The organism is Humidesulfovibrio sp., assembly GCF_030689645.1.
In the GTDB taxonomy this organism is placed as follows: domain Bacteria; phylum Desulfobacterota; class Desulfovibrionia; order Desulfovibrionales; family Desulfovibrionaceae; genus Humidesulfovibrio.
Map to the genome: position 1 here is coordinate 16,629 of NZ_JAUYFU010000077.1, position 25,128 is coordinate 41,756.

29 protein-coding genes are annotated in these 25,128 nt (G+C 61.4%); 19 read left to right on the forward strand and 10 right to left on the reverse strand.

What is annotated here, in order from left to right; all coding sequences use genetic code 11:
* The 4 genes from Q8O35_RS10570 to Q8O35_RS10585 all read left to right on the forward strand — a co-directional run bounded on the left by Q8O35_RS10570 (position 1) and on the right by Q8O35_RS10585 (position 3,849).
* Entirely contained in the window at positions 1 to 1,296 is a 1,296-nt protein-coding gene (locus Q8O35_RS10570) for a homoserine dehydrogenase (RefSeq protein ID WP_305573040.1), read from the forward strand.
* An 11-nt stretch (positions 1,297 to 1,307) separates the two neighbouring features.
* Positions 1,308 to 2,495 (forward strand): cofactor-independent phosphoglycerate mutase, encoded by a 1,188-nt coding sequence (locus tag Q8O35_RS10575; RefSeq protein ID WP_305573042.1) that lies wholly within the window; start codon positions 1,308 to 1,310, stop codon positions 2,493 to 2,495.
* A gap of 9 nt (positions 2,496 to 2,504) precedes the next feature.
* Positions 2,505 to 2,966: a thioesterase family protein gene (locus tag Q8O35_RS10580; protein ID WP_305573044.1), complete on the forward strand. Its 462-nt coding sequence runs from the start codon at positions 2,505 to 2,507 to the stop codon at positions 2,964 to 2,966.
* Between the two features lie 82 nt (positions 2,967 to 3,048).
* Positions 3,049 to 3,849: an amidohydrolase family protein gene (locus Q8O35_RS10585; RefSeq protein ID WP_305573046.1), complete on the forward strand. Its 801-nt coding sequence runs from the start codon at positions 3,049 to 3,051 to the stop codon at positions 3,847 to 3,849.
* A 79-nt stretch (positions 3,850 to 3,928) separates the two neighbouring features.
* Here the strand turns inward: Q8O35_RS10585 and pgk are convergent, their stop codons facing one another.
* The 6 genes from pgk to surE form a co-directional block, all read right to left on the reverse strand.
* Positions 3,929 to 5,128: a phosphoglycerate kinase gene (pgk, locus tag Q8O35_RS10590; RefSeq protein WP_305573048.1), complete on the reverse strand. Its 1,200-nt coding sequence runs from the start codon at positions 5,126 to 5,128 to the stop codon at positions 3,929 to 3,931.
* Positions 5,129 to 5,137: 9 nt separating this feature from the next.
* The gene (gene gap / locus Q8O35_RS10595) at positions 5,138 to 6,151 is read right to left on the reverse strand and encodes a type I glyceraldehyde-3-phosphate dehydrogenase (RefSeq protein ID WP_305573050.1); all 1,014 of its coding nucleotides are present in this window, start codon (positions 6,149 to 6,151) and stop codon (positions 5,138 to 5,140) included.
* A gap of 12 nt (positions 6,152 to 6,163) precedes the next feature.
* Positions 6,164 to 6,736, reverse strand: coding sequence for a GAF domain-containing protein (locus tag Q8O35_RS10600; protein WP_305573052.1), 573 nt, complete (start codon positions 6,734 to 6,736; stop codon positions 6,164 to 6,166).
* Between the two features lie 172 nt (positions 6,737 to 6,908).
* Positions 6,909 to 7,892 (reverse strand): type I glyceraldehyde-3-phosphate dehydrogenase, encoded by a 984-nt coding sequence (gene gap / locus Q8O35_RS10605; RefSeq protein ID WP_305573054.1) that lies wholly within the window; start codon positions 7,890 to 7,892, stop codon positions 6,909 to 6,911.
* A gap of 33 nt (positions 7,893 to 7,925) precedes the next feature.
* On the reverse strand, positions 7,926 to 8,849 hold the full coding sequence (gene fba, locus Q8O35_RS10610; RefSeq protein ID WP_305573056.1) for a class II fructose-1,6-bisphosphate aldolase: 924 nt from the start codon (positions 8,847 to 8,849) through the stop codon (positions 7,926 to 7,928).
* An 82-nt stretch (positions 8,850 to 8,931) separates the two neighbouring features.
* A complete protein-coding gene (surE, locus tag Q8O35_RS10615) occupies positions 8,932 to 9,696 on the reverse strand; it encodes a 5'/3'-nucleotidase SurE (RefSeq protein WP_305573058.1) in 765 nt (254 codons plus the stop codon).
* Positions 9,697 to 9,886: 190 nt separating this feature from the next.
* On the opposite strand from surE, the gene Q8O35_RS10620 reads away from it, so the two are divergent.
* The 8 genes from Q8O35_RS10620 to Q8O35_RS10655 all read left to right on the forward strand — a co-directional run bounded on the left by Q8O35_RS10620 (position 9,887) and on the right by Q8O35_RS10655 (position 15,933).
* Entirely contained in the window at positions 9,887 to 10,969 is a 1,083-nt protein-coding gene (locus Q8O35_RS10620) for a 3'-5' exoribonuclease YhaM family protein (protein WP_305573060.1), read from the forward strand.
* Between the two features lie 3 nt (positions 10,970 to 10,972).
* Entirely contained in the window at positions 10,973 to 11,623 is a 651-nt protein-coding gene (tmk, locus tag Q8O35_RS10625) for a dTMP kinase (protein ID WP_305573061.1), read from the forward strand.
* Positions 11,616 to 12,416, forward strand: a complete 801-nt coding sequence (locus tag Q8O35_RS10630) for an amino acid ABC transporter permease (protein WP_305573063.1) — start codon at positions 11,616 to 11,618, stop codon at positions 12,414 to 12,416. The genes tmk and Q8O35_RS10630 overlap by 8 nt, the downstream gene beginning before the upstream one ends.
* Before the next feature lie 18 nt (positions 12,417 to 12,434).
* Positions 12,435 to 13,265 carry a transporter substrate-binding domain-containing protein gene (locus Q8O35_RS10635; protein ID WP_305573065.1) on the forward strand — a complete coding sequence of 277 codons (831 nt, stop codon included), beginning with the start codon at positions 12,435 to 12,437 and terminating at the stop codon, positions 13,263 to 13,265.
* Positions 13,266 to 13,274: 9 nt separating this feature from the next.
* Complete coding sequence (locus Q8O35_RS10640) at positions 13,275 to 14,210, forward strand: amino acid ABC transporter permease (protein ID WP_305573067.1); 936 nt, start codon at positions 13,275 to 13,277, stop codon at positions 14,208 to 14,210.
* A 123-nt stretch (positions 14,211 to 14,333) separates the two neighbouring features.
* Positions 14,334 to 14,585 (forward strand): glutaredoxin family protein, encoded by a 252-nt coding sequence (locus Q8O35_RS10645; RefSeq protein WP_305573069.1) that lies wholly within the window; start codon positions 14,334 to 14,336, stop codon positions 14,583 to 14,585.
* Entirely contained in the window at positions 14,582 to 14,914 is a 333-nt protein-coding gene (locus Q8O35_RS10650; RefSeq protein WP_305573071.1) for a ferredoxin-thioredoxin reductase catalytic domain-containing protein, read from the forward strand. The genes Q8O35_RS10645 and Q8O35_RS10650 overlap by 4 nt, the downstream gene beginning before the upstream one ends.
* Positions 14,911 to 15,933: a hypothetical protein gene (locus tag Q8O35_RS10655; RefSeq protein WP_305573073.1), complete on the forward strand. Its 1,023-nt coding sequence runs from the start codon at positions 14,911 to 14,913 to the stop codon at positions 15,931 to 15,933. Before Q8O35_RS10650 ends, Q8O35_RS10655 begins: the two co-directional genes overlap by 4 nt.
* A gap of 129 nt (positions 15,934 to 16,062) precedes the next feature.
* Here the strand turns inward: Q8O35_RS10655 and Q8O35_RS10660 are convergent, their stop codons facing one another.
* Positions 16,063 to 16,332 carry an RNA-binding protein gene (locus Q8O35_RS10660; RefSeq protein ID WP_305573075.1) on the reverse strand — a complete coding sequence of 90 codons (270 nt, stop codon included), beginning with the start codon at positions 16,330 to 16,332 and terminating at the stop codon, positions 16,063 to 16,065.
* A 231-nt stretch (positions 16,333 to 16,563) separates the two neighbouring features.
* Positions 16,564 to 17,928 (reverse strand): methylenetetrahydrofolate--tRNA-(uracil(54)-C(5))-methyltransferase (FADH(2)-oxidizing) TrmFO, encoded by a 1,365-nt coding sequence (trmFO, locus tag Q8O35_RS10665; protein WP_305573077.1) that lies wholly within the window; start codon positions 17,926 to 17,928, stop codon positions 16,564 to 16,566.
* 70 nt (positions 17,929 to 17,998) lie between these two features.
* Between trmFO and Q8O35_RS10670 the strand changes: the two genes are divergently transcribed.
* The 7 genes from Q8O35_RS10670 (at position 17,999) to Q8O35_RS10700 (ending at position 23,320) form a co-directional block, all read left to right on the forward strand.
* The gene (locus Q8O35_RS10670) at positions 17,999 to 19,024 is read left to right on the forward strand and encodes an ABC transporter ATP-binding protein (RefSeq protein ID WP_305573079.1); all 1,026 of its coding nucleotides are present in this window, start codon (positions 17,999 to 18,001) and stop codon (positions 19,022 to 19,024) included.
* Positions 19,021 to 20,004, forward strand: a complete 984-nt coding sequence (locus Q8O35_RS10675) for an ABC transporter ATP-binding protein (RefSeq protein ID WP_305573082.1) — start codon at positions 19,021 to 19,023, stop codon at positions 20,002 to 20,004. The genes Q8O35_RS10670 and Q8O35_RS10675 overlap by 4 nt, the downstream gene beginning before the upstream one ends.
* 9 nt (positions 20,005 to 20,013) lie before the next feature.
* The gene (locus tag Q8O35_RS10680) at positions 20,014 to 20,622 is read left to right on the forward strand and encodes an NAD(P)H-dependent oxidoreductase (RefSeq protein WP_305573084.1); all 609 of its coding nucleotides are present in this window, start codon (positions 20,014 to 20,016) and stop codon (positions 20,620 to 20,622) included.
* A 23-nt stretch (positions 20,623 to 20,645) separates the two neighbouring features.
* Positions 20,646 to 21,200, forward strand: a complete 555-nt coding sequence (locus tag Q8O35_RS10685) for an HD domain-containing protein (protein WP_305573086.1) — start codon at positions 20,646 to 20,648, stop codon at positions 21,198 to 21,200.
* 98 nt (positions 21,201 to 21,298) lie between these two features.
* Complete coding sequence (locus tag Q8O35_RS10690; RefSeq protein ID WP_305573088.1) at positions 21,299 to 21,817, forward strand: SH3 domain-containing protein; 519 nt, start codon at positions 21,299 to 21,301, stop codon at positions 21,815 to 21,817.
* A gap of 9 nt (positions 21,818 to 21,826) precedes the next feature.
* A complete protein-coding gene (locus tag Q8O35_RS10695) occupies positions 21,827 to 22,693 on the forward strand; it encodes a M48 family metalloprotease (protein WP_305573090.1) in 867 nt (288 codons plus the stop codon).
* Positions 22,694 to 22,891: 198 nt separating this feature from the next.
* Positions 22,892 to 23,320 (forward strand): hypothetical protein, encoded by a 429-nt coding sequence (locus Q8O35_RS10700; protein ID WP_305573092.1) that lies wholly within the window; start codon positions 22,892 to 22,894, stop codon positions 23,318 to 23,320.
* Between the two features lie 84 nt (positions 23,321 to 23,404).
* Here the strand turns inward: Q8O35_RS10700 and Q8O35_RS10705 are convergent, their stop codons facing one another.
* Both Q8O35_RS10705 and Q8O35_RS10710 read right to left on the reverse strand, forming a co-directional pair.
* Complete coding sequence (locus tag Q8O35_RS10705) at positions 23,405 to 24,550, reverse strand: SH3 domain-containing protein (RefSeq protein WP_305573094.1); 1,146 nt, start codon at positions 24,548 to 24,550, stop codon at positions 23,405 to 23,407.
* Between the two features lie 28 nt (positions 24,551 to 24,578).
* A complete protein-coding gene (locus Q8O35_RS10710) occupies positions 24,579 to 25,106 on the reverse strand; it encodes an OmpH family outer membrane protein (protein WP_305573096.1) in 528 nt (175 codons plus the stop codon).
* Positions 25,107 to 25,128: the final 22 nt, after the last annotated feature.

Here is a 25,128-nt window from a genome sequence, read left to right on the forward strand (position 1 = left end):
ATGAACACGTTGCGCCTCGGAATCGCCGGATTCGGCACGGTCGGCTCAGGGCTCGCCCAGATTCTGCACGAGAATCGCGAGATCATCCTCGCGCGCACGGGGCGCGACATCGCCATCACCACCGTGCTCGTGCGTGATCTGTCCAAAAAGCGCGCTGCGGCCACCGGACCCGAGGTTCGCTTCACCAACAATCCCGACGACCTGCTCTCAAACGAGGTGGACGTTGTGGTGGAGCTCATGGGCGGCGTTGATCTGGCCCGCGACCTCATCACCCGCGCGCTTCAGGCGGGCAAGCATGTGGTCACGGCAAACAAGCACCTGCTGGCGCTGCACGGGCCGGAACTCTCGGCCCTTGCGGCGTCCAAGGGGCTTGGCCTTTTCTATGAAGCCAGCGTGGCCGGGGGCGTGCCCATCGTGCAGGCCCTGCGAGAAAGCCTGGGGGCCAACCGCATCGAGCGGCTCACAGGCATCATGAACGGCACTGCCAACTATATCCTCTCCGAGATGACCACAAATCATCTGGAGTTCGCCACAGCCCTCAAGCAAGCTCAGGACCTGGGCTACGCCGAAGCCGACCCCACCTTCGACATTGAGGGTTTCGACACCGCACACAAACTGGTGGTCCTTATTCGGCTGGCCTATGGCCGGGACTTCCCGCTCTCCCGCCTTCCGGTGCGCGGCATCACCCAGGTTACCGGGCTGGATATCGAGTTCGCCCGCGAGTTCGGCTACCGCATCAAGCTTCTGGCCCAGGCGCGCGAGGTGGACGGCAAGATCGAGGCCAGCGTGGAGCCAACTCTTGTAAAGCACACCTTCCTGCTTGCGCGGGTGGGCGGCAACTACAACGCTGTGCGCGTGGAAGGCAACGCGGTGGGGCCCATCATGCTCCACGGCCAGGGCGCAGGCGCGCTGCCAACCGGCAGCGCGGTCATGGCCGACATCATGGCCCTGTGCCGGGGCCTGAACGCTCCGTGCGCGAGTTTCGACAACACCGGCTTCGGCAACAAGCCTCTGCCCCAGGCCGAGATCCTGCCCGCTTCCGAGGGCGTGGCCATGCACTACTTCCGCTTCACCGTCACCGACCGCCCCGGCGTCCTGGCGTCCATCGCCAAGACCATGGCAGAGCACGACATCTCCATCGCCCAGGCGGTGCAGAAGGGCGACCACCAGGCCAGCGACGTGCCCATAGTCTTCTTGACGCACAACGCGCGCGCAAGCGCCGTGGCCGACACGATCCGCATCATCGACGCCATGCCCTTCACCCTGCGGCCCACCGTACACTTCCCCATCCTGTAGGCGGAAAGCACATGAAGCTTCTTTTCCTCATCGCCGACGGCATGGGTGGCTGGGCCGACGAGCATCCTGGCGGCAAGACCTGCATGGAGGCCGCTGTCACTCCCCACATGGACGAGATGGCCCGCACCGGAACTGTGGGCGTGTGCCGCACAGTGCCTGAAGGCATGCCCCCGGGCTCCGACGTGGCCAACATGTCGCTGCTGGGCTTCAACCCGGCCAAGCACCACACAGGGCGTGGCCCCATCGAAGCCGCAGCTCAAGGAATTGAACTCGGCGCCGACGATCTGGTCTGGCGCATGAATCTGGTGAACCTCACCGAGCTTTCGCCCCAGGGCACCATGCTCGACTACTCCTCCGGGCACATCACCACCGAGGACTCCACGCCGCTGGTGGAGGATCTGCAGGCCAGCCTTGGCGACGAGACATTCCAGTTCATCCCCGGCGTGCAGTACCGACACCTGCTGGTGCACAAGGGCGGAGCGGTTGAGGACGAGGCTGACCTGCGCATCAGCCCGCCCCATGACATCACGGGCAAGTCCCTGCACCTGGACATGCGCCAGTTCTCGCGCTCGGCCCGCATGTGGGACCTGCTGTTCCTTGCAGCGGAGCGCCTGGAGCGCACCGCCGGGCACACCAAGGCCAAGTCCATCTGGCCGTGGGGCCAGGGCAGGCCGCTTCTATTGCCGAAGTTCAAGGAAGCCTCCGGCCTCACCGGCGCGGTGATCTCCGCCGTGGACCTGGTGCGCGGCCTGGGGCGCGCGGCGGGCATGGAGGTCATCCAGGTGCCCGGCGCAACCGGTCTCATCGATACCAACTACCAGGGCAAGGTTGACGCGGCGCTGAAGTACCTGGAGCGCGGCGACTTCGCCTTTGTGCACCTGGAAGGCCCGGACGAATGCGGCCATGCTGGCGATGCGGCGGAAAAAGCCGAGGCCATCAGCCGCTTCGACGCGCGCATCGTGGCCCCGCTCAAGGCCGCGCTGGCCGGGCAGGACGTGGCCTTTGTGGTTACCTGCGACCACTTTACGCCCATTGCCGAAAAAACCCACACCCCGGACCCGGTGCCCTTCCTGCTCTGGCGCGAGGGCGGCGAGCAAAGCGGGCTTTCAGCCTTTTCCGAGGCCCAGGCGCGCAGCACCGGCCTGGTTGTGGAGTCTGGCCACGACTTTTTGTCCTGGGTTCTTCACCAGGCGCGTTAGGCAGGCGGCATGGATTTTCCGAAAGTCTTCCCAGCGTCCGACTCCTGGTACGCGCACCGCGTGTCCTATGGCGAAACAGACGCCATGGGCGTTCTTTACTACGCCGAGTACCTGCACATCTTCGAACGAGCCCGGAGTCTCTTCCTGCGTGAGCGCGGCATGGGCTACAACCTCGTGGAGCAGCGCGGCATCCTCTTGCCCGTGCGCGAGGCATGGTGCCGCTACCGCATCCCGGCCCGCTACGACGACCTGCTGCATGTTCACTGCGGCGTGTCTGAATGGCGGCGCGCCAGCATGCTCATCGTGTATGAGTTCTGGAACGAGGACAAAACCAAGATAACCGCCCAGGGCGCCACCGAGCACCCCACGGTGAATCCTCAGGGCAAGCCCGTGGCCGTCCCAGGCTGGTTCAAGGAAGTCTGCGACAGTATTCCCGCAACACGAGAAGCTGACGCAACCCATCAACAGTAAGCACTCCCTCGCCTCATTTTTCTTGCCCCGCTTCCTGAGCAAGTATAAGTGAACACTCCGACGCAAAGTAGGGAGCTCAACAGTGTTTACAGACACGCATACCCATGTTTTCCATCCTAAAATTACAGAAAAAGCCATCAATCAGCTGCACTCGCACTACGGGATTCACCCGCAGGGGACAGGGGTGCTGGATGATCTGCTTGCCCGCGCCGACCGCGCCGGCATCGCCCGCGTTGTCGTGCACACCGCCGCCACCGACCCCTCACAGGTGATCCCGGCAAACAACTGGGCAATTGACATGGAACGACAGTCGAAGCGCGTCACGGCCTTCGGCACCCTGCACCCGGACCACCAAGAACCAGAAAAAGAGTTGGGGCGTCTCCGCAAGGCGGGCATCAAAGGCCTGAAGTTTCACCCGGACTTCCAGGGGTTCTTTCTGGATGATCCCAAATTTTACAAGCTCATGGAGATCATCGGCGACGAGTTCACCTTGATGATTCACGTGGGCGACACCTTGCCGCCGGAGAAGAACCCCTCCTGCCCGCTGAAGATGGCCAACCTCCGCCGCGCCTTTCCAGGTCCCCGGCTCATCGCCGCGCACTTGGGCGGGTTCAGCCACTGGCAATACGCCATAGAACATCTCGCAGGGCTCGACGTGTACTTCGACACTTCAAGCTCCCTGTCCTTTATCGACGACGACACTCTGCGCCAGTTGATCGCCAAGCATCCGTCGGACCGCCTGCTCTTCGGCAGCGACTACCCGCTCTTCGACCCCGCCGATGAGGTCGCCCTTGTGGAGCGCCGCATCGTGCCCCTGGGCTTAAAGCTGGAAGAACTCCTCACCGCCGGAACGAAGCTGTTCCCTGAACGCCTGGTCGTGTAGCGCCTGCCACCAAGCGCAAGAAAGCCCCCGTCAGGATCGCCTGGCGGGGGCTTTTCGGTTTAATGTGCCCGAATGCGCCTTACTGCTTCGCTGCGTCTTCCAGAGCCTTGAACCCAGGCAGCTCCTTTCCTTCAAGGAATTCCAGGAACGATCCGCCGCCCGTGGAGATGAAACTGAACTTCTCGCCCAGATGCGCGGCATGAACCACGGCGTCGGTATCCCCGCCGCCCACGATGCTCAACGCCCCGGATGCTACAATGGCCTTGGCCACGCCGATGGAGCCAGCGGCAAAAGCCGGGTTCTCGAAAGCCCCCATGGGGCCGTTCCATACTACAGTGCCAGCGCCCTTAAGCACCTGGGCGAAAACCTCAACGCTCTTGGGACCGACATCAAGAGCCATGAGCCCGGCGGGAACCGCGCCGGTATGCGAGGGCACTGCGGCGGCGCTGTCTTTGAAGCTTCCAGCCAGCACGAAATCCACTGGCAGGTGGATATGCGTGCCGGCATCGGCCGCAGCCGCCATGATGCTCCGGGCATCATCCAGGAGCTCGCGCTCCACCAGGGAGTCGCCCATTTCGATCCCCTGGGCGAGCCGGAACGTATTGGCCATGGCTCCGCCGATGATCAGATGGTCCACCTTGCCAAGCAGGTTCTTAAGAATGCCGAGCTTGCTCGACACCTTGCTGCCGCCGGAGATGGCCACAAAGGGGCGTTTGGGGTCGGAGAACGCACCGTTCAGGTACCGCCACTCCTTTTCCATGAGGAACCCGGCGCAGGCTTTTGGCGCTGCCAGCGGGGCCTCGGTGACCGAGGCGTTGGGCCGGTGGGACACACCAAAGGCATCGCTGACGTAGAGGTCCAGCCCGGCCACAAGTTCCTTGGCAAAGGCCATGCGCTCAGCCGCATCCTTGGAGGTTTCGGCCTTATGGAAGCGCAGATTCTCAAGCATCAACACCTCGCCGGAAGCCAGGGCCGAGATCTTTGCCTTGACGTCAGCGCCTACGCAATCGCCGGCCAAGGGCACGCTCACCCCCAACAGTCCGGCCAAATGTGCGGCCACAGGAGCCAGCGAGAACTCAGGCTTCACCTCACCCTTGGGCTGGCCAAGATGGCAGCATATGACAGCAGCCCCGCCGGAAGCCAGGATATGGCGCAGGGTGGGAAGGCTTTCGCGGATGCGCGTGTCGTCGGTAACGCGGGTGCCGTCCAGGGGCACGTTGTAGTCCACTCGGATGAGCACTTTTTTGCCAGAAGCATCAATATCCTTGAGATAAAGCATAACTTGTTCCTAGAGGCCCTTATCGGCCATGAGCTTGATGAGGTCCGCCACGCGGCAGGAGTAACCCCATTCGTTGTCGTACCAGGTGACGATCTTCGCCAGACCGGAACCCGAAACCACCGTGTATTCCTCATCAATGATGCTGGAGCGCGGGTCGCCGCGGAAGTCCGTGGAGACCAGGGGCCGGCTGGAAAAGCCCAGGATGCCCTTGAGCGGGCCTTCACTGGCGGCCTTGAGCACGGCGCGCAAGGAGGCAGTGTCCGTGGGCGTGGCCAGGGTGCAAGCAAAGTCCACGATGGAGACCGTTGGAGTGGGCACGCGCAGGGAGTAGCCGTCCACCTTGCCCTTGAGTTCGGGGATGACCAGGGCCACGGCCTTGGCCGCACCGGTCGATGTGGGCACGATGTTCAGAGCAGCGGCGCGCGCGCGGCGCAGATCCTTGTGCGGCAGGTCAAGGATGCGCTGGTCGTTGGTGTAGCTGTGGATGGTGCACATGAGCCCGTTGACCACGCCGAATGCGTCGTTGACTACCTTCACGGCCGGAGCCAGACAATTGGTGGTGCAGCTGGCGTTGGACACGATGTTGTGCTTGATCGGGTCGTAGAGGTGCTCGTTGACGCCGAGGACGATGGTGATGTCCTCCTCTTTGGCGGGCGCGCTGATGATGACCTTCTTTGCTCCAGCGTCGCGGTGGGCCTGCGCCTTGGGTCCTGTGGTGAACAGGCCCGTGGATTCGATGACGATATCAACGCCCAGGTCGCCCCAGGGCAGATTGCGCGGGTCGCGTTCAGCGTAGCAGGCCACCTTCCAATCGCCGTAGCAGATGCCCCCGTCCTCGGTCACGGCCACGGGATGCGGCGATCGGCCATAGGTGGAGTCGAACTCCAGCAGGTGGGCGCTCGTATTAACGTCGTAGAGGTCGTTCAAGGCCACAACCGTGGCGACGCTCTTGTGGTTGTCGTAGATGGCCTTGAGAACCTGTCTGCCGATGCGGCCAAAGCCGTTGATTCCGATGCGCAGCATGTCCGCCCCCCCCTAGTCTTCGAAGATGCGGTGCTCGTAGGAGGCCAACATCTCGTAATCGGTTTTCAGGGCCTGGTGCAATCGTGCGTTTTCAATGGCCATAGCGGAGATATCCGCAACGGCGTGCAGAAAGTCCAAGGACGGCTGATCGAAGGTGCGTTCCGTCTGGGTATAAATGCGCAAAACGCCGATGGCCCTACCATCAACCATGAGCGGCGTCACCAGCACGGTGACGATGCCCTCTTTCTTGGCGGCCTCGCCGTACTGAAAGCGCGGATCGTTCTGGGCGTTCAGGATATGAATGGTCTTTCCCGCAATGACCTCGCGATCCACCTCGCTGTGGTCGAGGTCAACGGATCCCTTGCGAAAGTACTCTTTGGAAAGCCCGAACGCGGCACTGGGGAGCAGACGCTTGCCGGTGCGGTCCATGAGACGCAGGGTGCAGCCCTTCGCACGCACGGCCTTCGTGGTCTGCTCTGCAACGGCTGCGAGGACATGTCCGGTCTCAAGACTCGAATTCACCACCCTGGCCACATCGGCCAAAGTGCGGAAATACCTTTCAAAACGATCAGGCGTTTTCGTCATGGCATCCTCCTCGGGTTACGAACAATATCTACCCACGAGAGATAGAAATGTCAGCAAAAATATGCTCGGACGCATGTACGTTATGCTTTTCGTGAATCGCTTCCGCAACAATCCCCACCCTGCACGAAAAAAAGGGGGCCGAAGCCCCCAAAAAAACGGTACCGGAAGTAGCCTACCCGAACTGGGACACCTGCCGGATGAGGCGCACCAGTTGATGAGTGAATCCAGCCTCGTTGTCGTACCAAACGATAAGCTTCACCTGGGTGCCGTCCATTACGGTGGTGAGGCCGGAGTCGAGCACGCCGCCAAAGGTGCTGCCCACGAAGTCCGAGGACACCAGGGGCTCGTCACAATAACCGAAGCTCTCGTTGGCTGCGGCCTTCATCACTGCATTGACCTCTTCCTTGGTGGTGGCGCGGTCAAGCTCGCAGGTCAGATCCACAATGGATACGTCCGGGGTGGGCACGCGAATGGCGAAGCCGTCGAGCTTGCCCTTGAGGGCCGGGATGACCAGCGACAAGGCGCGGGCAGCGCCAGTGGTGGTGGGCACCATATTGAGCGCTGCGGCGCGAGCGCGGCGGATGTCCTTGTGGGAGCCGTCGTGCAGGCGCTGGTCCATGGTATAGGAATGGATGGTGGTCATTAGGCCGTGCTTGATGCCGAAGGCGTCATTCAGGGCTTTGGCGGCCGGGGCCAGGCAGTTGGTGGTGCAGCTGGCACTGGAGACGATCTTGTGTTCGGGCTTCAGGTCCGCGTCATTGACGCCAACCACGATGGTGGAGTCCATCTCCTTGCCGGGGGCGGAAAGGATCACCTTATGGGCGCCGCAGTTCAGGTGCGTGGAGCACCCAACGCGGTCGTTCAGCTTGCCGGTGGACTCGACCACGATGTCGCAGCCCATGTCCTTCCAACTCCACTCGCCGGTGGCGAAACGGGTCACGTTGACCTGCTTGCCGTCAAGCAGGAAGCCCTTGTCGTTGCCCTCAACGCGGGGGAACTTCCCGTGCACGGAGTCGTACTTGAGCAGGTGCGCCAGGTCCTTGTTGGTTGCGCGGGCGTTGATGGCCACAAGCTCCAGGTCGGACTGGTCGGCCAGAAGCCTGGTCAGATAGCGGCCAATGCGGCCAAAGCCGTTGATGCCAATTCTCGTCGCCATTTCGTCTCGCTCCTTGCGGGTATTTCTCTCGGCCTAGGCTTTGCCGGAGCAGCCCAGGACGTTCTTGATCTTGCGCTGGACCATTTCCTTCACTGCGGTGCGCGCCGGAGTAAGGTACTGGCGGGGATCGAAGTCCGCCGGGTTCTCGGCCATGTGTTTGCGGATGGTGGCGGTCATGGCCAGTCGGATGTCGGTGTCGATGTTGATCTTGCACACGGCCATGCTGGCGGCCTTGCGCAGCAGATCCTCAGGCACGCCGCGGGCGCCGGGAACATGACCGCCATACTTGTTGGCCATGTCCACGAACTCCTGGGGCACGCTGGATGCGCCGTGGAGCACGATGGGCAGTCCGGGCAGCAGCTTGCTGACCTTCTCCAGGCGGTCGAAGTCGAGCTTGGCCTCGCCCTTGAACTTATAGGCGCCGTGGCTCGTGCCTATGGCGATGGCCAGGGAGTCGCAACCAGTGCGGGTCACGAAGTCCTTGGCCTGCTCGGGATCAGTGTAGATGTGTTCATCGGAACTCACGTCTTCCTCGACGCCGGCCAGGCGGCCCAGCTCGGCCTCGACCCAGACGCCGCGAGCGTGGGCATACTCCACAACGCGTTTGGTCTCCGCGATGTTTTCTTCGTAGGGCAGGTGCGAGCCATCGTACATGACGGAGGTAAAACCGCCGTCGATGACTTCCTTGCAAAGCTCGAAATTAGGACCATGGTCCAAATGCAGCACCACGGGAAGATCCGCGCCTTGCAGAGCGGCCTCCATGAGCTTGATGATGTAGTTCTGACCGGCGTACTTGCGCGCCCCAGCTGAAACCTGGAGGATCAGAGGGGCGTTTTCCGCTTTCCCCGCCTCCATGATGCCCTGGACGATCTCCATGTTGTTCACGTTGAACGCGCCTATGGCATAGCCACCGGAATAGGCCTTGGCAAACATTTCTTTGGGTGAAACGAGGGGCATGGAATCCTCCTTGGCGATCATGAAAGGGCTAAAAAGTGACAACTGCAAACAGTCTAGGTCATGTCACGCTCTAAACTTTCTGTCAACAGAGCTTCGCGGAAAGCATGGGTTCCAAGAGGCTCAGAGTCTCGTGATCCGTAAAATCAAACTTAAGCGGCGTCAGGGTCACATACCCCTCGGAGAGCAGCCTGCGGTCTCGCCCCTCGCTGATGCGCTCGGCCTTCAGTTCACCGCACATCCAATAATAGGGACGGCCACGCGGGTCGAGACGCTCCTCGAACCAGTCCTCGTAGGCCACGCGGGTGTGCGGGCAGAGCTTGAGGCCCAGGACTTCGGCAATGGGCCGTGCCGGAAAATTCAAATTCAGCACGCACTTGGCTGGAAGTCGAGAGAAAGGCAGGCGCGGCAGCAGCGCGGCGGCATAGGCGGCCTGGCCCGAGAGATCGGTGGGGTTGAAGTCGTCCATGGACACGGCCAGCGCCGGAAACCCCATGAAAGCGCCCTCGGTGGCGGCAGAAACCGTGCCGGAGTACAAGAGATCGACGCCGACGTTGGCCCCGGAGTTGATGCCCGAAACCACCATGTCCGGCCTGTCCTTGATGAGCGTTGAAAGAGCCAGCTTCACGCAGTCCGCTGGCGTACCAGTGACGCCAAGGCCGAAGAAGCCCTCGTCGCGAAACTCCTTCACGCGCAGGGGCGCGGAAAGGGTGATGGCGTGCCCCACTGCGGACTGTTCCGTCACCGGGGCCACGACAAAGACCTCGTGCCCTGCATGGACGAGCGCCTTGTGCATGGCGCGCAGGCCCACGGCCTGAATGCCGTCGTCGTTGGTGAGGAGGATGCGCATGTACAGTCCCCTTGTGTGGGCGATTGGGCCAGTTGGTGCCTTCGTTAACGTTCTCGCGCCAATTACGGGCCATACTTCGGTTTGACAAGCCGCGTCCCTTGAGGGCAAATGATGCGGCACAAGGGATTTTCTGCCCGCCGCGCGGCGCGGTACAGGCGCAGTACCCCAACATGAGGGAGTTGGCAAGGCCGTGATAGCGAAAGCTGTGTACATACGGGACATTAGCCCCGGACAGACGATACAGGATTACTTTCTCCTGGCAGAGGCCAGAACAGGACAATCGCGCAACGGCCCGTACTGGAGCCTGGTGTTGCAAGACGTGAGCGGCCAGATGGAGGCCAAGATCTGGAGCCCGCTTTCCCAGGCGCATCCGAACCTGTCCGCCGGGCAGTTGGTGCAGGTGCGCGCCCAGGCCGCCAATTACCGCGACAAGTGCCAGCTCACCATCGACCAGCTCGCCGAGGCGGACATCGCCGAGGCTGATCTGTCCGAGTTCCTGCCCCCCAGCCCGGTGGAGCCAGAGGTGCTGCTCACCGAAGTTGAAGAGCTGTGCAGGCGCGAGCTGACGCACAAGCCCTGGCGCTCGCTCATGAAAAAGATTCTGAACGATCCGGAGATTCGTGGCCGCCTGCTGCCAGCCACCGGAGCCAAAGCCGTGCACCACGCCTATGCAGGAGGATTGCTTGAGCACACACTGGCCGTGGCCCGAACCTGTCTGGCGCTGTCGACCCTGTACCCGCACCTGGACCGCCAGATTCTTCTGGTGGCAGCCATCCTGCACGACCTGGGCAAGGCCTGGGAGCTCACCAGCGGGCTGTCCTGCGAATACACAGACGAAGGCCGCCTGCTTGGCCATATCCAGCTGGGCCTCGCCCGCATTGAGCCGTTCCTTGCAAAAACCAAGGACCTGGACGAAACGCTGGCCCTGCACCTCAAGCACCTCATCATCAGCCACCACGGCGAATACGAGTTCGGCGCGCCCAAACGCCCCAAGACGCCGGAGGCCTTCATCCTGCACTTCGCAGACAACATCGACGCCAAGATGAACACCCTGGCCGGGGCCTACGCCGAGCTTGAAGGCACTGAACAATCCTGGACGCCCTTCCAGCGCTATCTGGACCGCTATCTGTACCGCGCGCAACGGACCCCGGCGCCCCCTGCCCCGGTCTTCAGCCTCCTGGGGGGCAGGGACAGCCACAAGCCTGACGCCAGAAAGTCCGACCCGGACAAGATCGATGACCGCTTCCTGCTCCTGCCGCTGGGCTCGGACTAGCCCATGTTCATCACCTTTGAGGGCATAGAGGGCACGGGCAAGTCCACGCAGATCGCGCTCCTGAAGACCCACCTGGAAAAACAGGGGCACAGGGTCATCGTCACCTGCGAACCCGGCGGCAGCCGCATCGGGGCAGAGCTGCGGCGCGTGCTGCTGTCTCTTGAGAACCGCGACCTGTGCGCCCGGGCCGAGCTGTTCCTGTATCTGGCCGACCGCGCGCAGCACGTGGCCCAGGTGGTGCGCCCCGCGCTTGAGTCGGGGCAGATCGTGCTCTGCGACCGTTTCGCCGATTCCACTGTCGCGTACCAGGCATTTGGCCGCGGACTGGACGCCGAACTGCTGCACAGCCTGAACACCCTGGCCGTGGATGGGCTCTGGCCGGACCTGACAATCCTGCTGGACCTGGAGCCGGAGATTGGGCTGACCCGCGCTGTGGCCCGCAACCACGCCGAAAACAAAACTGTTGCCGAGGGCCGCTTCGAGGCTGAAAGCCTAGCCTTCCACGGACGCGTGCGCGCAGGCTACCAAGCCTGGGCAAAGCGGTTCCCGCAGCGCATCAAAACCGTGAACGCTTCGGGTTCGCCAGCCGACATCGCCGCTGAAGTGCAGCAACTGGTGACCGTGAGACTATCGGAGACGCCTCTGAATGACTGACCCCAAGCCCGCACGCACCATTGGGAGATGCTGGCCCGTCCTGCGAGACTGGCTGCTTTTCCTGCTGGGGCTTGCGGGCTTGATGTGGCTGGTGGCTCGCGGGGCTGACGGCCTGGGCTACAATTGGCAGTGGTACCGCGTTCCCGCCTTTCTGGTCACGAGCGAGGGCGGACCAGGCCCGCTCATTCTAGGGCTTCTGATCACCCTCAAGCTCTTCGCCCTTTCCGGCCTGGGCGCACTTGCGGCCGGAGTCGTCACCGCACTGCTTCGCCTGTCCGGCTCCACGGCCGGGCGCTGGCTCGCGCAAATCTACCTTGAAAGCGTGCGCAACACCCCGCTCTTGATCCAGCTTTTATTCCTCTACTTCGTGCTTGCGCCTGCCCTGGGCATGGACGCCCTGACCAGCGCGGTGCTGGGTCTCTCGCTCTTTGAAGGCGCCTACGTGTCAGAGATACTTCGCGCAGGTATCGTTTCCCAGGACCAAGGCCAGTGGGACGCGGCGCGCAGCCTGGGCATGAGCCGTCTGGCAAGCTACCGTCTGGTGATCTTGCCCCAGGCCGTGCGCCGCGTGATGCCGCCCCTGGCCAGCCAAAGCGTTTCGCTCGTGAAGGATACGTCACTGGCAAGCGTCATCGCAATCAGCGAACTCACCTTGCGCGGCAGCACCATTGTGTCCGACACCTTTCTGAGTTTTGAAATCTGGTTTACTGTTGCGGCGCTGTACTGGATCGTCACCACCGTCCTTTCCGGCTTGGCCGCGACCCTGGAGCGTAGGCTCGCCTACCCGACCTAAACCAATGGAGGTTGCACCATGTTCACGAAACGCATGACCATGTTCATCATAGGCCTCGTTGCCCTGGCCGCTCTGGGCTGCTCCAAGGCCGAGCAGGCTCCGAAGCAGGGTGCCGCCAACTCCGGCGCCGTGGAGCAGATCCTCCAGCGCGGGGTGCTGCGCGTCGGCTTCTCCACCTTCGTGCCCTGGGCCATGCAGGACAAGAAGGGCGAGTTCATCGGATTCGAGATAGACGTGGCGCGCCGCCTGGCCAAAGATATGGGCGTGACCGTACAATTCGAACCCACGCAGTGGTCAGGCATCATTCCTGCGCTTCTCTCCGGCAAGTTCGACATCATCATCGGCGGCATGGGCATACAGCCCCAACGCGCCATGAAGGTCAACTTCAGCATTCCCTACGAGTATTCCGGCATGTCCATCGTGGCCGACAAACTCAAGGCCGGGAAGTTCACGAACCTGGCGGACTTCGACCGGCCAGACGTCGTTCTGGCCATCCGCCAGGGCACCACAGCGGCGGATGCCGCCAAGAAGCACATGCCACGAGCGCAGCTGCGCCTGTTCGACCAGGAGGCCCAGACCATCCAAGAAGTGCTGAGCGGGCGCGCGCACGCCGTTGTGGCTTCTGACCCGTTCCCAGCCTTCCAGGCCCTCAAGTACCCGGACAAGCTGGTGCTTCCCCTGACTGATCCCTTCACCAAGGAGCCCATCGCCTTTGCCGTACGCAAGGGAGACCCGGACTTCCTGAACTTCCTGGACGCCTGGATCCGCATGGTGGGCGACGAAGGCTGGCTGGCCGAGCGGCACCACTACTGGTTCCGCACCAACGACTGGAAGGACCAGGTGGAGTAGCCGCTACAGATGGCCGATCGCGCTGACAACCCGGCCCCACTCCACGTGCCGCTGGCCGCGCCCGACTCCGGACGTCTTGTGGACGCGCTGGTGCTGCTGCTGCTTGGCGCAGGGCTTTTCTGGCTGGGACACAGCGCGTCGACACGGCTCAACTACCACTGGAACTGGGCGGCCATCCCGCAGTTTCTGGCCTACACCGACGCCGCCACTGGCGAACTTCGAACCGGGCGTCTCCTCTCCGGCCTGTTCGCCACCATCCGCCTGAGCCTCTGGGCCGGGGCGCTGGCCCTTGTGCTGGGCACAATGGCCGGACTCATGCGCGTCAGCTCCCGGCTGTTCTGGCGGCTCTGCGGCGGAGCCTACGTGCTGGCCGTGCGCAACACGCCCCCCTTGGTGCTCATCTTCCTGTTCTCGTATTTCCTGTCAGGCCAACTCATTCACGCCCTTGGGCTCGATGCAGCCATGGCGCACATGCCGGAACTGCTTCACGGCCCTGCGCAATTATTATTCGGCCCCCTGGGCCAGATGCCGGGATTCCTCACCGCCATCGTCACCCTGGGGCTCATCGAGGGCGCGTATGTGGCCGAGATCGTGCGCGCTGGCGTGGAGTCCATCGAGTCTGGCCAGTGGGACGCGGCATCGGCTCTTGGGCTGCCGCGCTGGCGCACGCTGCTGCATGTGGTGCTGCCGCAGGCCTTCCAGCGCATGGTGCCGCCCCTCACCGGACAGTTCGTGTCCACCCTCAAGGACTCGGCCATCGTGTCCGTCATCTCCATACCGGAGCTGACCTTCCAGGCCCAGGAGCTTGTCAGCGCCACGTATCTTTCCTTCGAGGTCTGGACCCTGGTGTTCCTGCTGTACCTCGGCCTTGGGCTGCCCTGCTCCATCGCCGCGCGCGCCCTGGAAAGGCGGCTGGCCAGAAGCGACCGTAGCGCGCCCAATTAACCCGCAACCCACGTTGAGGACAAGCCAATGGCTTTGACAGGCAACTGGTTTTCGCGCATGTTCAGTAAAATGCATAAAGTTCCTGCATGCTCGCAGGATGTCAAAAACAGTAGGAGCGACCAAATGGCCCCGATAGTGAAAGTTTATGCGCTGTCCACCTGCATTCATTGCAAGAAGGCCAAGGAATATCTGGACCTGTGCGGTGTTAAGTACGACTGCGTGCACGTGGACCAGCTCACCGGCGAGGAGCGCAAGATGACCGTTGAGGAAGTGAAGAAGTTCAACCCCTCGGTGTCGTTCCCCACCATCATCATCAATGGCGAGGCCCTGATTGGGTTCAACCAGGAGAAGATCGACGAGGCGCTCAAAAAATGAACGCGGAAAAACTCTATGAATCCCTGAAAACAATTCAGGAACCTAAGGGCTATTTCTTTAACCCCGACATGAGCATGACCATGCCGCTCATGGAGAGCCTGCTCATCAACAAGGACCGGATGGGGTACATGGCGTGCCCCTGCCGCCTTGCCAACGGCACCTTCGACGCCGACCGCGACATCGTGTGCCCGTGCGAGTATCGGGAGCAGGACGTGAAGGAGTATGGGGCGTGCTTCTGCGGCCTGTACGTGAGCAAAGAGTGGCTTGCAGGGACGATTGAGAAGGTTGTGGTGCCGGAGAGAAGGCCGGTGGAGAAGATTTTGTGGTGAGCAAAACCAAATCCTCACGAAAAACAATGCCATGCCCCAGGCATAAAGTCACTATTGGTAGCCATACGGGGTTTTCACTGGGCCCATTGCCATGGGACGAAGAGCTTCTAATTACAGCATATTTTAACGAGTTTACTAAAGCAACGTCTGCGGTTGAAGAGCATCCTGGCTTTATTATTCAAGATGACCTCGACTCACTTGGATTTTCGTTAAGGCTATTCAAAAGAGCTGCTTATGACTTTTTTCAAGCAGTACGAGATTTCAAAAAAGAAGAACGGGCCGGTGAACTATTCTTCAAGAAAAACGACACACGATTTGCAACACTTGAATTTAATATCGTTAAATCTTTGTATGTTTATTCATCAACATTAATGTCTGTTGTTTGTCATGTACGTAGAATAGCGCAAAGATATGACACAACAAGCTTCAGCAAACAGACAACCCAATTCTCTACAGATGAAAGGCATAGATTCATTCAAGATTTAAGAAATTGTCTTGAACATGTTCGGCTAATTAAGCCCAATTGGCAGATTACGCATTCCATTGGAGAAGACAACAAGATACGTTTCCTCCTAGACCATCGCCATCTTTCATCTTTTGAGAACTGGACGCCATTTGCTTTAGCATACATTGAGAGGCACAAAGAGGGTATAGATGTTGTGCAAACAATCCGAGGCCATATCACTCAATTCTTTCGTCACCAAAATTCATTCCTCTTATGGCTCAACAAACATACCCTAGAATGCAGATCAGATTACCTAAGATACAGTCACTACCTTAAAGCCTTGGGAACAAAATCTCACTGGAACATGGTTCTTACTCAAATAGTTATTCCAAACAAAATAAATGTATATGACCACCTACACATGTACCTCACTCTAGAAGAGCTTGAGGGCGTGAGAAAATTACCTCATAAATCAAAAGAACAAGTTGATGCCATAATATCCCACATGGACGAATACAACGCATGCGATGAAAAACTCAGAGCAATTGTATATGCGGCGTTTAATGTAACATGAGCGAAAGAATTCGCTTAGCACAAGTTAAACACTAGAAACACGGAACGCCCGCAAGCAGACCGACAACAAATATAAAAAGCCCCGGCCTGCTTTCACAGACCGGGGCTTTAAATGTGCTTCGGGTATGATTTAGTAGCGACGGGGCGGACGAGCTTCGCGCTCCTGAGCCTCGTTGACCTTCAGGGCGCGGCCGCCGAGCTCTTTGCCGTTCAGGGCCTGCACGGCCTCGAGGGCGTCAGCGTCGTTCATCTCGACGAAGCCGAAACCGCGGAAGCGGCCGGTCTCACGGTCGTTGATGAACTTAACGGACAGGACTTCGCCGTACTGGGCGAACACGTTGCGCAGGTCATCCTCAGAGGTGCTGAAGGCGATGTTTCCGACATAGATAGACTTAGGCATGCGATAAAACTCCTAAAAAAAACAGTAAAAATTGTCGCCCATTCCCGCCTGAGCAAATAGCATCCGGGTAGCGTGTCCAGATGGAGCTAACTAACCCCGTACCTGGCAGAAGTAAAGCCCTGAAACCACAAAATCTAAAAAAAAACACTACGGAGGCCATATTTCTTTTTCTACGCTGCCAAGCAAAGACTCATTCCGCAAAAAAATTGGGCGACTGACCAGAAAAAGGCTTTATACGCCGAAGCGGTTCTTCAGCCACTCGGCAAAGGCGTCGCGGGCGCGCTGCCCGTAGAGTTCCTTGCGAACCTTTTTACCCGCCCGACGGTTCAAATCAGGCATGAGGCCGAAGTGCGCGTTGGACGGCTGAAAGCGTTTCACCGGCGGGGTGCGCAGGTGGCTCAAAAGCGCGCCCAGGGCCGTGATGTTCGGCGGCGGCGCAAGGGGCTTCCCTGCCAGCTTCGCAGCCAGCGATAGCCCCACCCACAAACCGCACGCGGCGGACTCAAGATAGCCCTCCACCCCGGTGATCTGCCCAGCCAGGTGCACGTTCGGACGCGTCTTGAGCGCCAGTTCCTCGTTCAGCACGGTGGGCGCGTCGACAAAGGTATTGCGGTGGATGCTGCCCAGACGCAAAAACTCGGCATTCTCCAGGCCCGGAATCATGCGAAACACGCGCTGCTGCTCCGGGTACTTGAGCTTGGTCTGAAAGCCCACGAGGTTGAAGGCCGTCTTCTCGGCGTTCTCTGCTCGCAACTGAACCACGGCAAAGGCTTCCTCACCCGTGCGCGGATTGGGCAACCCCACGGGCTTGAGCGGCCCGAAGCAGAGCGTGAGCCGTCCGCGCTCCGCCATTTCCTCCACAGGCAGGCAGCCCTCGAAGTGGATCTCCTTCTCGAAATCGTGCGGAGCGACCTTTTCCGCCGCCATGAGTGCTTCCAGAAAGGCGTCGTATTGGGCCTCGGTCATGGGGCAATTGAGGTAATCGTCCTCCTCTGGCCGATAGCGGCTGCCCCAGAAGGCGATGTCCAGGTCCACACTGTCGCGGCTGATGATGGGCGCAATGGCGTCGTAAAAATATAGGCGCTTGCCGCCCTCAATCTCCGTCGCCTTGGCCAGGCTGACGGCAAGGGCGTCGCTTGCAAGCGGACCTGCGGCGACGACCACGGCGTCGAAGCCTTGAATCTCCGGCGCATCCAGGCTCTCAACCTCTTGGCGCACAACCTCTATGTTCGGATCGGCCTCGATCTGCGCGGTGATGTATTCGGCAAAGCGGTCGCGGTCCACGGCCAAGGCCTTGCCTGCGGGAATGCGGGTAGCGTCCGCAGCCTGCATGACCATGCTGCCCAGTTCGCGCATCTCAACCTTGAGGATGCCGATGGCCGTGGTCAGCTCATCGGAGCGCAGGGAGTTGGAGCACACAAGCTCGGCCAGGTGCCCGGTGGTGTGCGCCGGCGACGATTTCTCCGGGCGCATCTCGAACAAGCGCACAACAACGCCAGCCCTGGCCAGGGCCAAGGCGCATTCACACCCGGCCAGTCCGCCTCCGACTATGGCCACCCGCTTTCCCGACACCTGAGCCTCGTTGTTATCCGGCATGATTTCCGTTATCCTCGCGAAAGATTATGTAAGCAATATTTTGCCACGCACCCAAAACCCGGCGCGGTCCATGAACAACGACACAAGCGAAGCCCTTCCCGACGCCCTGCTTGAAATCCGGGGCCTCACCACCGCCTTTGCACGGCAGTCCGGAGGCCGCGGCGGCTCACCCATCGCCAGGGCGGTTGATACCGTGAGCCTGACCGTTCGGCAAGGCGAAACCCTGGCCGTTGTCGGGGAATCCGGCTGCGGCAAGACCGTGCTGGCGCTCTCGGTGTTGGGCCTCATCCCGGACCCTCCGGGCCGGGTCATAGAGGGCGAGGCCTTCTACCATGGCCGCGACCTGCTGACCATGAGCGAGGCCGAGCTGCAAACCGTGCGCGGCAACCACATCGCCATGATTTTCCAAGAGCCCATGACCTCGCTGAACCCGGTGTTCCGCGTAGGCGAACAAATTGCCGAGGGCTATCGCCTGCACAGAAAGGCGAGCCGGGTTGAAGCGGCGGAGCGCGCCGTGGAGATGCTCGGGCTGGTGGGCATCCCCAACCCCGCTGCGCGGGCGCAAAGCTATCCGCACGAGCTTTCCGGGGGCATGCGCCAGCGGGTCATGATCGCCATGGCCCTGTGCTGCGACCCGGACCTGCTTTTCGCCGACGAGCCCACAACCGCGCTGGACGTCACCATCCAGGCGCAGATTCTGGATCTGATGCGGCGTTTGCAGACCGAAAAGGGGTCGGGCATCCTCCTCATCACCCACGACCTGGGCGTTGTGGCCGAGACTGCGCAGCGCGTGGCCGTCATGTACGCCGGACAAGTTGTGGAGGAAGCCCCTGTGGCCGAACTGTTCAGCGCGGCGGCCCACCCGTACACGCAAGGGTTGCTGGCTTCGGTGCCGCGCCTAGGCGTGAAGCGCGTGCTTGCGCCCATTGCGGGAATGGTGCCGGGCATATTCGATCTGCCTGACGGGTGCCGGTTCCAACCACGGTGCGTCCGAGCCTTTGCCCGTTGCGCCGAGGCTCCGCCGCTGTTCCAGGCAGCGCCAGGACACAGCGCCCGCTGCTGGCTGTGCGAAACTTCGCAGGGAGGCTCCGCATGAGCGCCTTGCTGGAACTCTTCGACGTTGCCCGGCACTATGCGGTTTCCGGCGGCCTGCTGAACCTGAAAAAAGGCGTCGCCCGCGCCGTGGATGGCGTGAGCCTGAGCATCGAGCAGGGGGAAAGCCTTGGCCTGGTGGGCGAAAGCGGCTGCGGCAAATCCACCCTGGCCCGGTGCGTCCTTGGCCTTGAACCCTTGGCGGCTGGCCGCGTGGAATTCCAGGGCCGCGACATCTCCCACTGGCCGGAAAAAGATCTGCGCCGCCAGATGCAGATGATCTTTCAGGACCCCTACTCGTCCCTCAATCCGCGCATGCGCGTGGGCTCAATCGTGGCCGAGCCCCTGGTCATCCACTCCGTGGGCGCCAGTGCAGAACGCAAGGCCAGGACATCAGACCTGCTGCGTCTTGTGGGCCTGCCGGAATCAATGGCCAACCGCTACCCGCACCAGCTTTCCGGCGGGCAGCGCCAGCGCGTTGCCGTTGCGCGCGCCCTGGCCCTCAACCCGGCCCTGGTGGTCTGCGACGAGCCCGTGAGCGCGCTGGACGTGTCCATTCAAGCCCAGGTGCTGCTGCTCTTGCAGGATCTGCGCGAACGCCTGGGCCTGACGTACCTGTTCATTTCCCACGACCTAGCCGTTGTGGGCCAGGTGTGCGACCGCATCGCAGTGATGTACCTGGGCAAGGTGATCGAAAGCGCCCCGGCGGATGTGCTGGTGCGCGACCCCAAACATCCCTACACCAGAGCCCTGCTCTCTGCCGTGCCAGTGCCGGACCCAGCCAACCAGCGCACCCGGCAGCACCTGACGGGCGAATTGCCCAGCCCGTTGAACCCGCCCAGCGGATGCCCGTTCCATCCGCGCTGCCCAAAGGTCATGGACCGCTGCAAGCAGGAGTTCCCGCCGCGCTTCGACACATCCGCCAGCGGAGAAGCCCCGAGTTTCGCGCACTGCTGGCTCCACGAGCCTCAAGAAAGACCGTAAGGACCACCAATGCAGATATCCATCATACTGGCGCACCCAGACCCGTTGAGCTTCAATCACGCCATAGCGTCCACAGCCCAACAGACTCTCATGGACATGGGCTGCCAGGTGCATTTGCACGACCTTTGCTCCGAAGGCTTCGACCCTGTGCTGCCCGCAGCCGAGATCGCCCGCGGCGCAACGCTGCCCCCCCTTGTGGAGCGCCACTGTCAGGAGCTTCGCGAGGCTGACGGCCTGATCCTGGTGCATCCCAACTGGTGGGGCATGCCCCCTGCGGTGATGAAAGGCTGGATTGACCGGGTGCTGCGGCCCGGTGTGGCCTATGAATTTCTCCCTGGCGACAACGGCGAAGGCGTGCCTGTGGGGCTGCTGAAACCAATGACGGCGCTGGTGTTCAATACTACCAACACTCCGCCGGAACGCGAGCTATCCGTTTTCGGCGATCCCCTGGAGCGCACTTGGCGCGACTGCGTGCTCTCCTTCTGCGGCGTGCGCAGGATTGAACGCCGCATGTTCGGAGTGGTGTGCACCAGCAACCCGGAAGAGCGCTCCAACTGGCTGGCCGAGGTCGCCGCCACAGTCCGAAGAGAGTATGCCGCCAAAGCCGCAACTGCATGAGATAACTCACGGAGTTCTAAACAATGATAGACCGCAACGAAGCCTACGCCCTGATGACCGCGCATGTGGCCGAACCCGCATTGCAAGCCCACTGTCTTGAATCCGAAGCCGTGCTGCGCGCCCTTGCCGCGCGCCTGGGCCAGGACCAGAACCTCTGGGGCATCACCGGGCTCTTGCACGACCTGGACTACGCCACCACAAAAGACAACCCTGCCCGACACGGCCTGGATTCAGCGGAATTCCTTGATGGCAAGCTGCCGGTTCAGGCTCTGGACGCCATCCGCGCGCACAATTTCGAGCACACGGGCTTCGCGCCGTCCACACCGCTTGATTTCGCCCTGCGCTGTGGCGAAACTGTCACCGGGCTCATCCACACCAACGCCCTGGTGCGCCCGGCGCGCATGGACGGCATGGACGCCAAGAGCCTCAAGAAAAAGATGAAGGACAAGGCCTTTGCCGCCAGCGTGAACCGCGAGACCATCGGCGAATGCCAGAAGCTTGGCCTTGAACCGTCGGAGTTCTTCACCATTGCCATCGCCGCCGTGGCGGGCATTGCTCCGCAGGTTGGCCTGGCCTGAGCCCACAACGTCCACAGCATTGCGCGCCCTTGCTTTCGCAAGCCGGATGTCGCAGAATGCTCAGTGTTAGGAACAACCCAAAAAGATGGGGGCTATGCATGAACAAAAGCGCACCAATCATCGCTGCCGTGGCCGGAACTCTGCTCCTGGCCGCTCCAGCCCTGGCTCAAGAAAAGCTTTACGTCGCCTCTGAAGGGGCCAAGCTCAAGGCCGACAAATCCGCCTCCTCCGACACTGTGGCCGAGTTGCCCGTGGGCACCGCGCTTTCGGTCCAGGGGCAGGAGGAGAGCTGGTACAAAGTCTCGACCGGGGGCAAAACCGGCTGGATTTATCGCGGCAAGGTGGCCGCCACCCCGCCCGAAGCCTCAAAGCAGGGCGGCGACAATCTCTTCGGCGGCGCAGGCTCCAGCACCATCATGGTCAGCGAAGCCGACAGCGCGCGCAGCATGCGCGGCCTGAATGCAAGCGAGCAGGAGGCGGCCAAGGCCGCAGGAAGGCCAGTGCGGCCATTGTCCGACTACAAGCAGGCCCTTGACCGGGTTCTGGCGGAAAAGGTGGACAAGAAGGAGTTGGAGAATTTCCTCAAGGCCGGCCGCATCGGCGAATACGCGAAGTAGGAGGCGGAAATGGACAGAAGAAAATTCATCTTAGGCATTGCCGCCACCGCCATCCCCCTGGCCCTGCCAGGTACGGTCATGGCAGGCTTCCTGGACGCCATAATGGATCCCAACTCCAAGGAGAGCAAGATCCTCTCAGGCGCCCAAAGCGTGCTCGCCAGTTCGCAGCAGATGGACTACCAGAGCGAACGCACCATCGGCGAGCGCCTGGCCGTGGAGGGCCTGCGCCGATACGGCATGCCCGTGCAGAACAAGAACCTCCAGCATTACGTGAACCTCGTCGGCATGGCCGTAGCCACCAACTCGCCGCGGCCCAACATCCCCTACCGCTTCGTGGTGGTCGACAGCGACGTCCAGAACGCTTTCGCCTGCCCCGGCGGCATCATATTCGTAACTTCGGCGCTCCTTGGCGTCATGCACACCGAGGCGCAACTGGCGGGCATCCTTTCGCATGAGGTGGGCCATGTGGCCCTGCGCCATGCGCTCAAGAGCATCCAACGCGCGCAGTTCTTCACCGGCGTAGGACAGATCACCGCCGCCACCATGAAGGGCGACAAGGGCGCGCAGTTCGAGAGCATGATCGGCGATTTGCAGAACGTGCTCTTCGATAAGGGCCTGGACCAAAACATGGAGTACGAGGCAGACGCCAGCGCCATGGAGACGGCCTACCGCACCGGCTACAACCCGGCAGGCATCACCGAAACCCTGCACGCCCTGCAAAAGCTGGAGGCCGGGTCCACAAAACGAGGTTCGTGGTTCTCCACCCACCCGCCGCTGCCTTCGCGCATCGCCAAGAACCAGACAAGCATGAAGAAGTATCCGGACGCCACGACCCTAGCCGTGCTGGCCGACCGCTTCAAGGCCCAATCCAAGTAGCGCGCTCCAGATTCGCATCATTACCATCCGCAGGGCGGAGGCTGACACCAGCTTCCGCCCTTTTTCTTGCCACCACCCTGCGCCTGCAAATGCGCGCATCCCTAAAGTCGCACCGGCACGCAGCCGATAAGAGGGCATCAACACTAGACACTTGAAGGCCATACGCCAGAACGCTTGAACGCCACAACGGAGTGCCTCATGTCCAAGAAGCTGCTGCATGCAACAGGATTCGGCAGAATCCACCAGCTCATCTGCGAGAACAGGCCGGAGGAGGCCAGAGCGTTGCTCAAGGCCCTCCAGCACGAGTACATCGCCCTGGTGGAGGAAAATGAGGCCCTCAAGAACCAGATAATTGAAGTGGCGCAGGTCCTCGACATGGCGGAGTGCATGGAGTTCGACGGCCAGAAGTATTGGCTCACCGACGAACTGCGGCACAAGGGCCCGTACTGCCAACTGTGCTATGACCGCGATGGCCTGCTTATGCGCTTGCAGAAGCAGCAGCGCCACTGGAAGTGCCAGAGCTGCGGCAATATTTTTGTAGACGCCAAGATCGTAAAGGAAGCCGCCGCCCGGCGCAACTTCCCCACTGCCGTGCCCCGTCCTCCCATTCCGCTGTTCGTTAAATAGCAGCACACGGCACAACACGCCGCACAACGACAAAGGGCCGAAGCGCAACACGCTCCGGCCCTTCTTCATTTGATGAAGTGGCGGCTACTTCTTTGGCTTGCCCAACACCACATCGCGCCACCAGAACTCGCGAAGGCGACCGTCCTCGTGGAAGCGTGCCGTGGCGTAAGCCAGACCGTTGGTGTCCATGCCGGTCAAGAAAACCTCTAGCTGAAGATTCTCGTTCTTCTTGCGCTCGGCCTTCCAAATCTCGCGCACCACCTTGCGCAGAGCCTCCGATGCCGGGGGCTGGGAAAGATCCAGGCGCACGCGCAGGGTCACAATGGGTGGAGTGAGGCGGTCTTCCTTGCGCTCCAGAACGGCGTAGCCAACATCAGGGTCCTCGTCGGCCTTGGCCGTCTGCGCCTTGGCCGGCGCGACGACGACCTTAGCCGGAGCAGCGGGCTTTGACGGAGCAGCGGGCTTTGACGGAGCGAGCGAGGGTGCGGGCGTTGCGGGTGCGGGCAAAGAGGCCGGGGCAGGCGCGGCCTCAAACGGTGGACCGGAATAGGAGCCCTCCGGCACCAGGTATTTGTCGCGGCTGAAGCCCCAAGCCTTGGACAGATCGCGGGTCTTCTCTTCGGGATCAAAAACGGCATACCAGCCGTCTTCAAGATAATCCACACGTACGCGCTGCCCAGGCTTGAGCAGGCGCTTGAAATCTGAGTCCTTGTCACGCTTGACGCGCACGGTGAGGGGGCGGTCCGCCAGACGAATCTCGCCAAAGCCCTTGGCAGGCTTCGCATCTGCTTTGCCGCCTGGCTTTCCTTCAGACCTTGTTGCGGATTTGGCGTCCGGCTTCTCGGCAGGTTTCCCGGATTTCTCCAACCTGCCGTCAACGAGCACTTCTGGCTTCACGCTGGGTGCTGGCTTGCGAACCTCGATGGAGTTCGCCTGGGCAAGCTCAACTGCGCCGTTGGCCTTGAGTTCCGACAGCCGAGCATATCCCATGGCCTTGAGTTCCGAACGCACGGACTCCTTGGGGTCAAACACCGCGACCCACACGCCGTCCTGAAAATCCACGCGCACCTTCTGCCCGGCCTTGAGAACGCGCACTTTGAGGGCGGAATCAGACGGGTTTTCGCGCACGGAGACGTTGGACGCGACCACATACAATCTGCCCCAGTGGGGATCCTCAGCCAGGGCCACCCCGCAGACGAGCAACACAGCAAGCAGGCTGAGGCTGAGCAAGCGAAATAATGAAGGTGCCCGAAACATACTATTTGCCTCGTGAATCGAGTTCGCGGGCCACGCGGTCCGTCAGATCCACGGTGGCCTTGTCCACGTAGCCCACGGCTGCGGGATCAGTGATGATAATGGCATAGCCGCCCTTCTTGCCGATATCCTCAAGCACGGTGTCGGCCCGGCGCATGACGTACTGCAGCAGCTTGGCCTCCTCGGACTTGATGTCGCGAGCATTTTCCTGGAGCATGGTCTCGTGCAGATGGCTCTTACGCCGGTAGGCTTCCTCACGCCGAGTGCGCTCCGTTGCAGAAAGCGCAGTGCCTTCGGCCTCCTTGCGCAGCAGCGCCACCTGGGCGGCGCTCTCCTTGGCCAGGCGGTCCTTCTCCGCTACATAGCGGGCAAGATCGGCCTTGGCCATCTGGCCCAGGCGCGTCTCGTTCACCACGCGCTGCGGGTTCACAAAGCCGATTTTCTGCTGAGCATGAGCCAGACCGGGCGCAAGCCCAAGCCCGACGAGCACGCAAGCTGCAAGGACATGTTGGCGAAAAATGAGATGGCGCATGTGGTTGTGATACATCCGGCTA

Coding starts and splice junctions, on each gene's coding strand:
- Q8O35_RS10570 (WP_305573040.1), top strand. CDS start 1: ATGAACACGTTGCGCCTCGGAATCGCCGGATTCGGCACGGTCGGCTCA.
- Q8O35_RS10575 (WP_305573042.1), top strand. CDS start 1,308: ATGAAGCTTCTTTTCCTCATCGCCGACGGCATGGGTGGCTGGGCCGAC.
- Q8O35_RS10580 (WP_305573044.1), top strand. CDS start 2,505: ATGGATTTTCCGAAAGTCTTCCCAGCGTCCGACTCCTGGTACGCGCAC.
- pgk (WP_305573048.1), bottom strand. CDS start 5,128: ATGCTTTATCTCAAGGATATTGATGCTTCTGGCAAAAAAGTGCTCATC.
- gap (WP_305573050.1), bottom strand. CDS start 6,151: ATGCTGCGCATCGGAATCAACGGCTTTGGCCGCATCGGCAGACAGGTT.
- Q8O35_RS10600 (WP_305573052.1), bottom strand. CDS start 6,736: ATGACGAAAACGCCTGATCGTTTTGAAAGGTATTTCCGCACTTTGGCC.
- gap (WP_305573054.1), bottom strand. CDS start 7,892: ATGGCGACGAGAATTGGCATCAACGGCTTTGGCCGCATTGGCCGCTAT.
- fba (WP_305573056.1), bottom strand. CDS start 8,849: ATGCCCCTCGTTTCACCCAAAGAAATGTTTGCCAAGGCCTATTCCGGT.
- surE (WP_305573058.1), bottom strand. CDS start 9,696: ATGCGCATCCTCCTCACCAACGACGACGGCATTCAGGCCGTGGGCCTG.
- tmk (WP_305573061.1), top strand. CDS start 10,973: ATGTTCATCACCTTTGAGGGCATAGAGGGCACGGGCAAGTCCACGCAG.
- Q8O35_RS10630 (WP_305573063.1), top strand. CDS start 11,616: ATGACTGACCCCAAGCCCGCACGCACCATTGGGAGATGCTGGCCCGTC.
- Q8O35_RS10635 (WP_305573065.1), top strand. CDS start 12,435: ATGTTCACGAAACGCATGACCATGTTCATCATAGGCCTCGTTGCCCTG.
- Q8O35_RS10640 (WP_305573067.1), top strand. CDS start 13,275: ATGGCCGATCGCGCTGACAACCCGGCCCCACTCCACGTGCCGCTGGCC.
- Q8O35_RS10645 (WP_305573069.1), top strand. CDS start 14,334: ATGGCCCCGATAGTGAAAGTTTATGCGCTGTCCACCTGCATTCATTGC.
- Q8O35_RS10650 (WP_305573071.1), top strand. CDS start 14,582: ATGAACGCGGAAAAACTCTATGAATCCCTGAAAACAATTCAGGAACCT.
- Q8O35_RS10660 (WP_305573075.1), bottom strand. CDS start 16,332: ATGCCTAAGTCTATCTATGTCGGAAACATCGCCTTCAGCACCTCTGAG.
- trmFO (WP_305573077.1), bottom strand. CDS start 17,928: ATGCCGGATAACAACGAGGCTCAGGTGTCGGGAAAGCGGGTGGCCATA.
- Q8O35_RS10670 (WP_305573079.1), top strand. CDS start 17,999: ATGAACAACGACACAAGCGAAGCCCTTCCCGACGCCCTGCTTGAAATC.
- Q8O35_RS10675 (WP_305573082.1), top strand. CDS start 19,021: ATGAGCGCCTTGCTGGAACTCTTCGACGTTGCCCGGCACTATGCGGTT.
- Q8O35_RS10680 (WP_305573084.1), top strand. CDS start 20,014: ATGCAGATATCCATCATACTGGCGCACCCAGACCCGTTGAGCTTCAAT.
- Q8O35_RS10685 (WP_305573086.1), top strand. CDS start 20,646: ATGATAGACCGCAACGAAGCCTACGCCCTGATGACCGCGCATGTGGCC.
- Q8O35_RS10690 (WP_305573088.1), top strand. CDS start 21,299: ATGAACAAAAGCGCACCAATCATCGCTGCCGTGGCCGGAACTCTGCTC.
- Q8O35_RS10695 (WP_305573090.1), top strand. CDS start 21,827: ATGGACAGAAGAAAATTCATCTTAGGCATTGCCGCCACCGCCATCCCC.
- Q8O35_RS10700 (WP_305573092.1), top strand. CDS start 22,892: ATGTCCAAGAAGCTGCTGCATGCAACAGGATTCGGCAGAATCCACCAG.
- Q8O35_RS10710 (WP_305573096.1), bottom strand. CDS start 25,106: ATGCGCCATCTCATTTTTCGCCAACATGTCCTTGCAGCTTGCGTGCTC.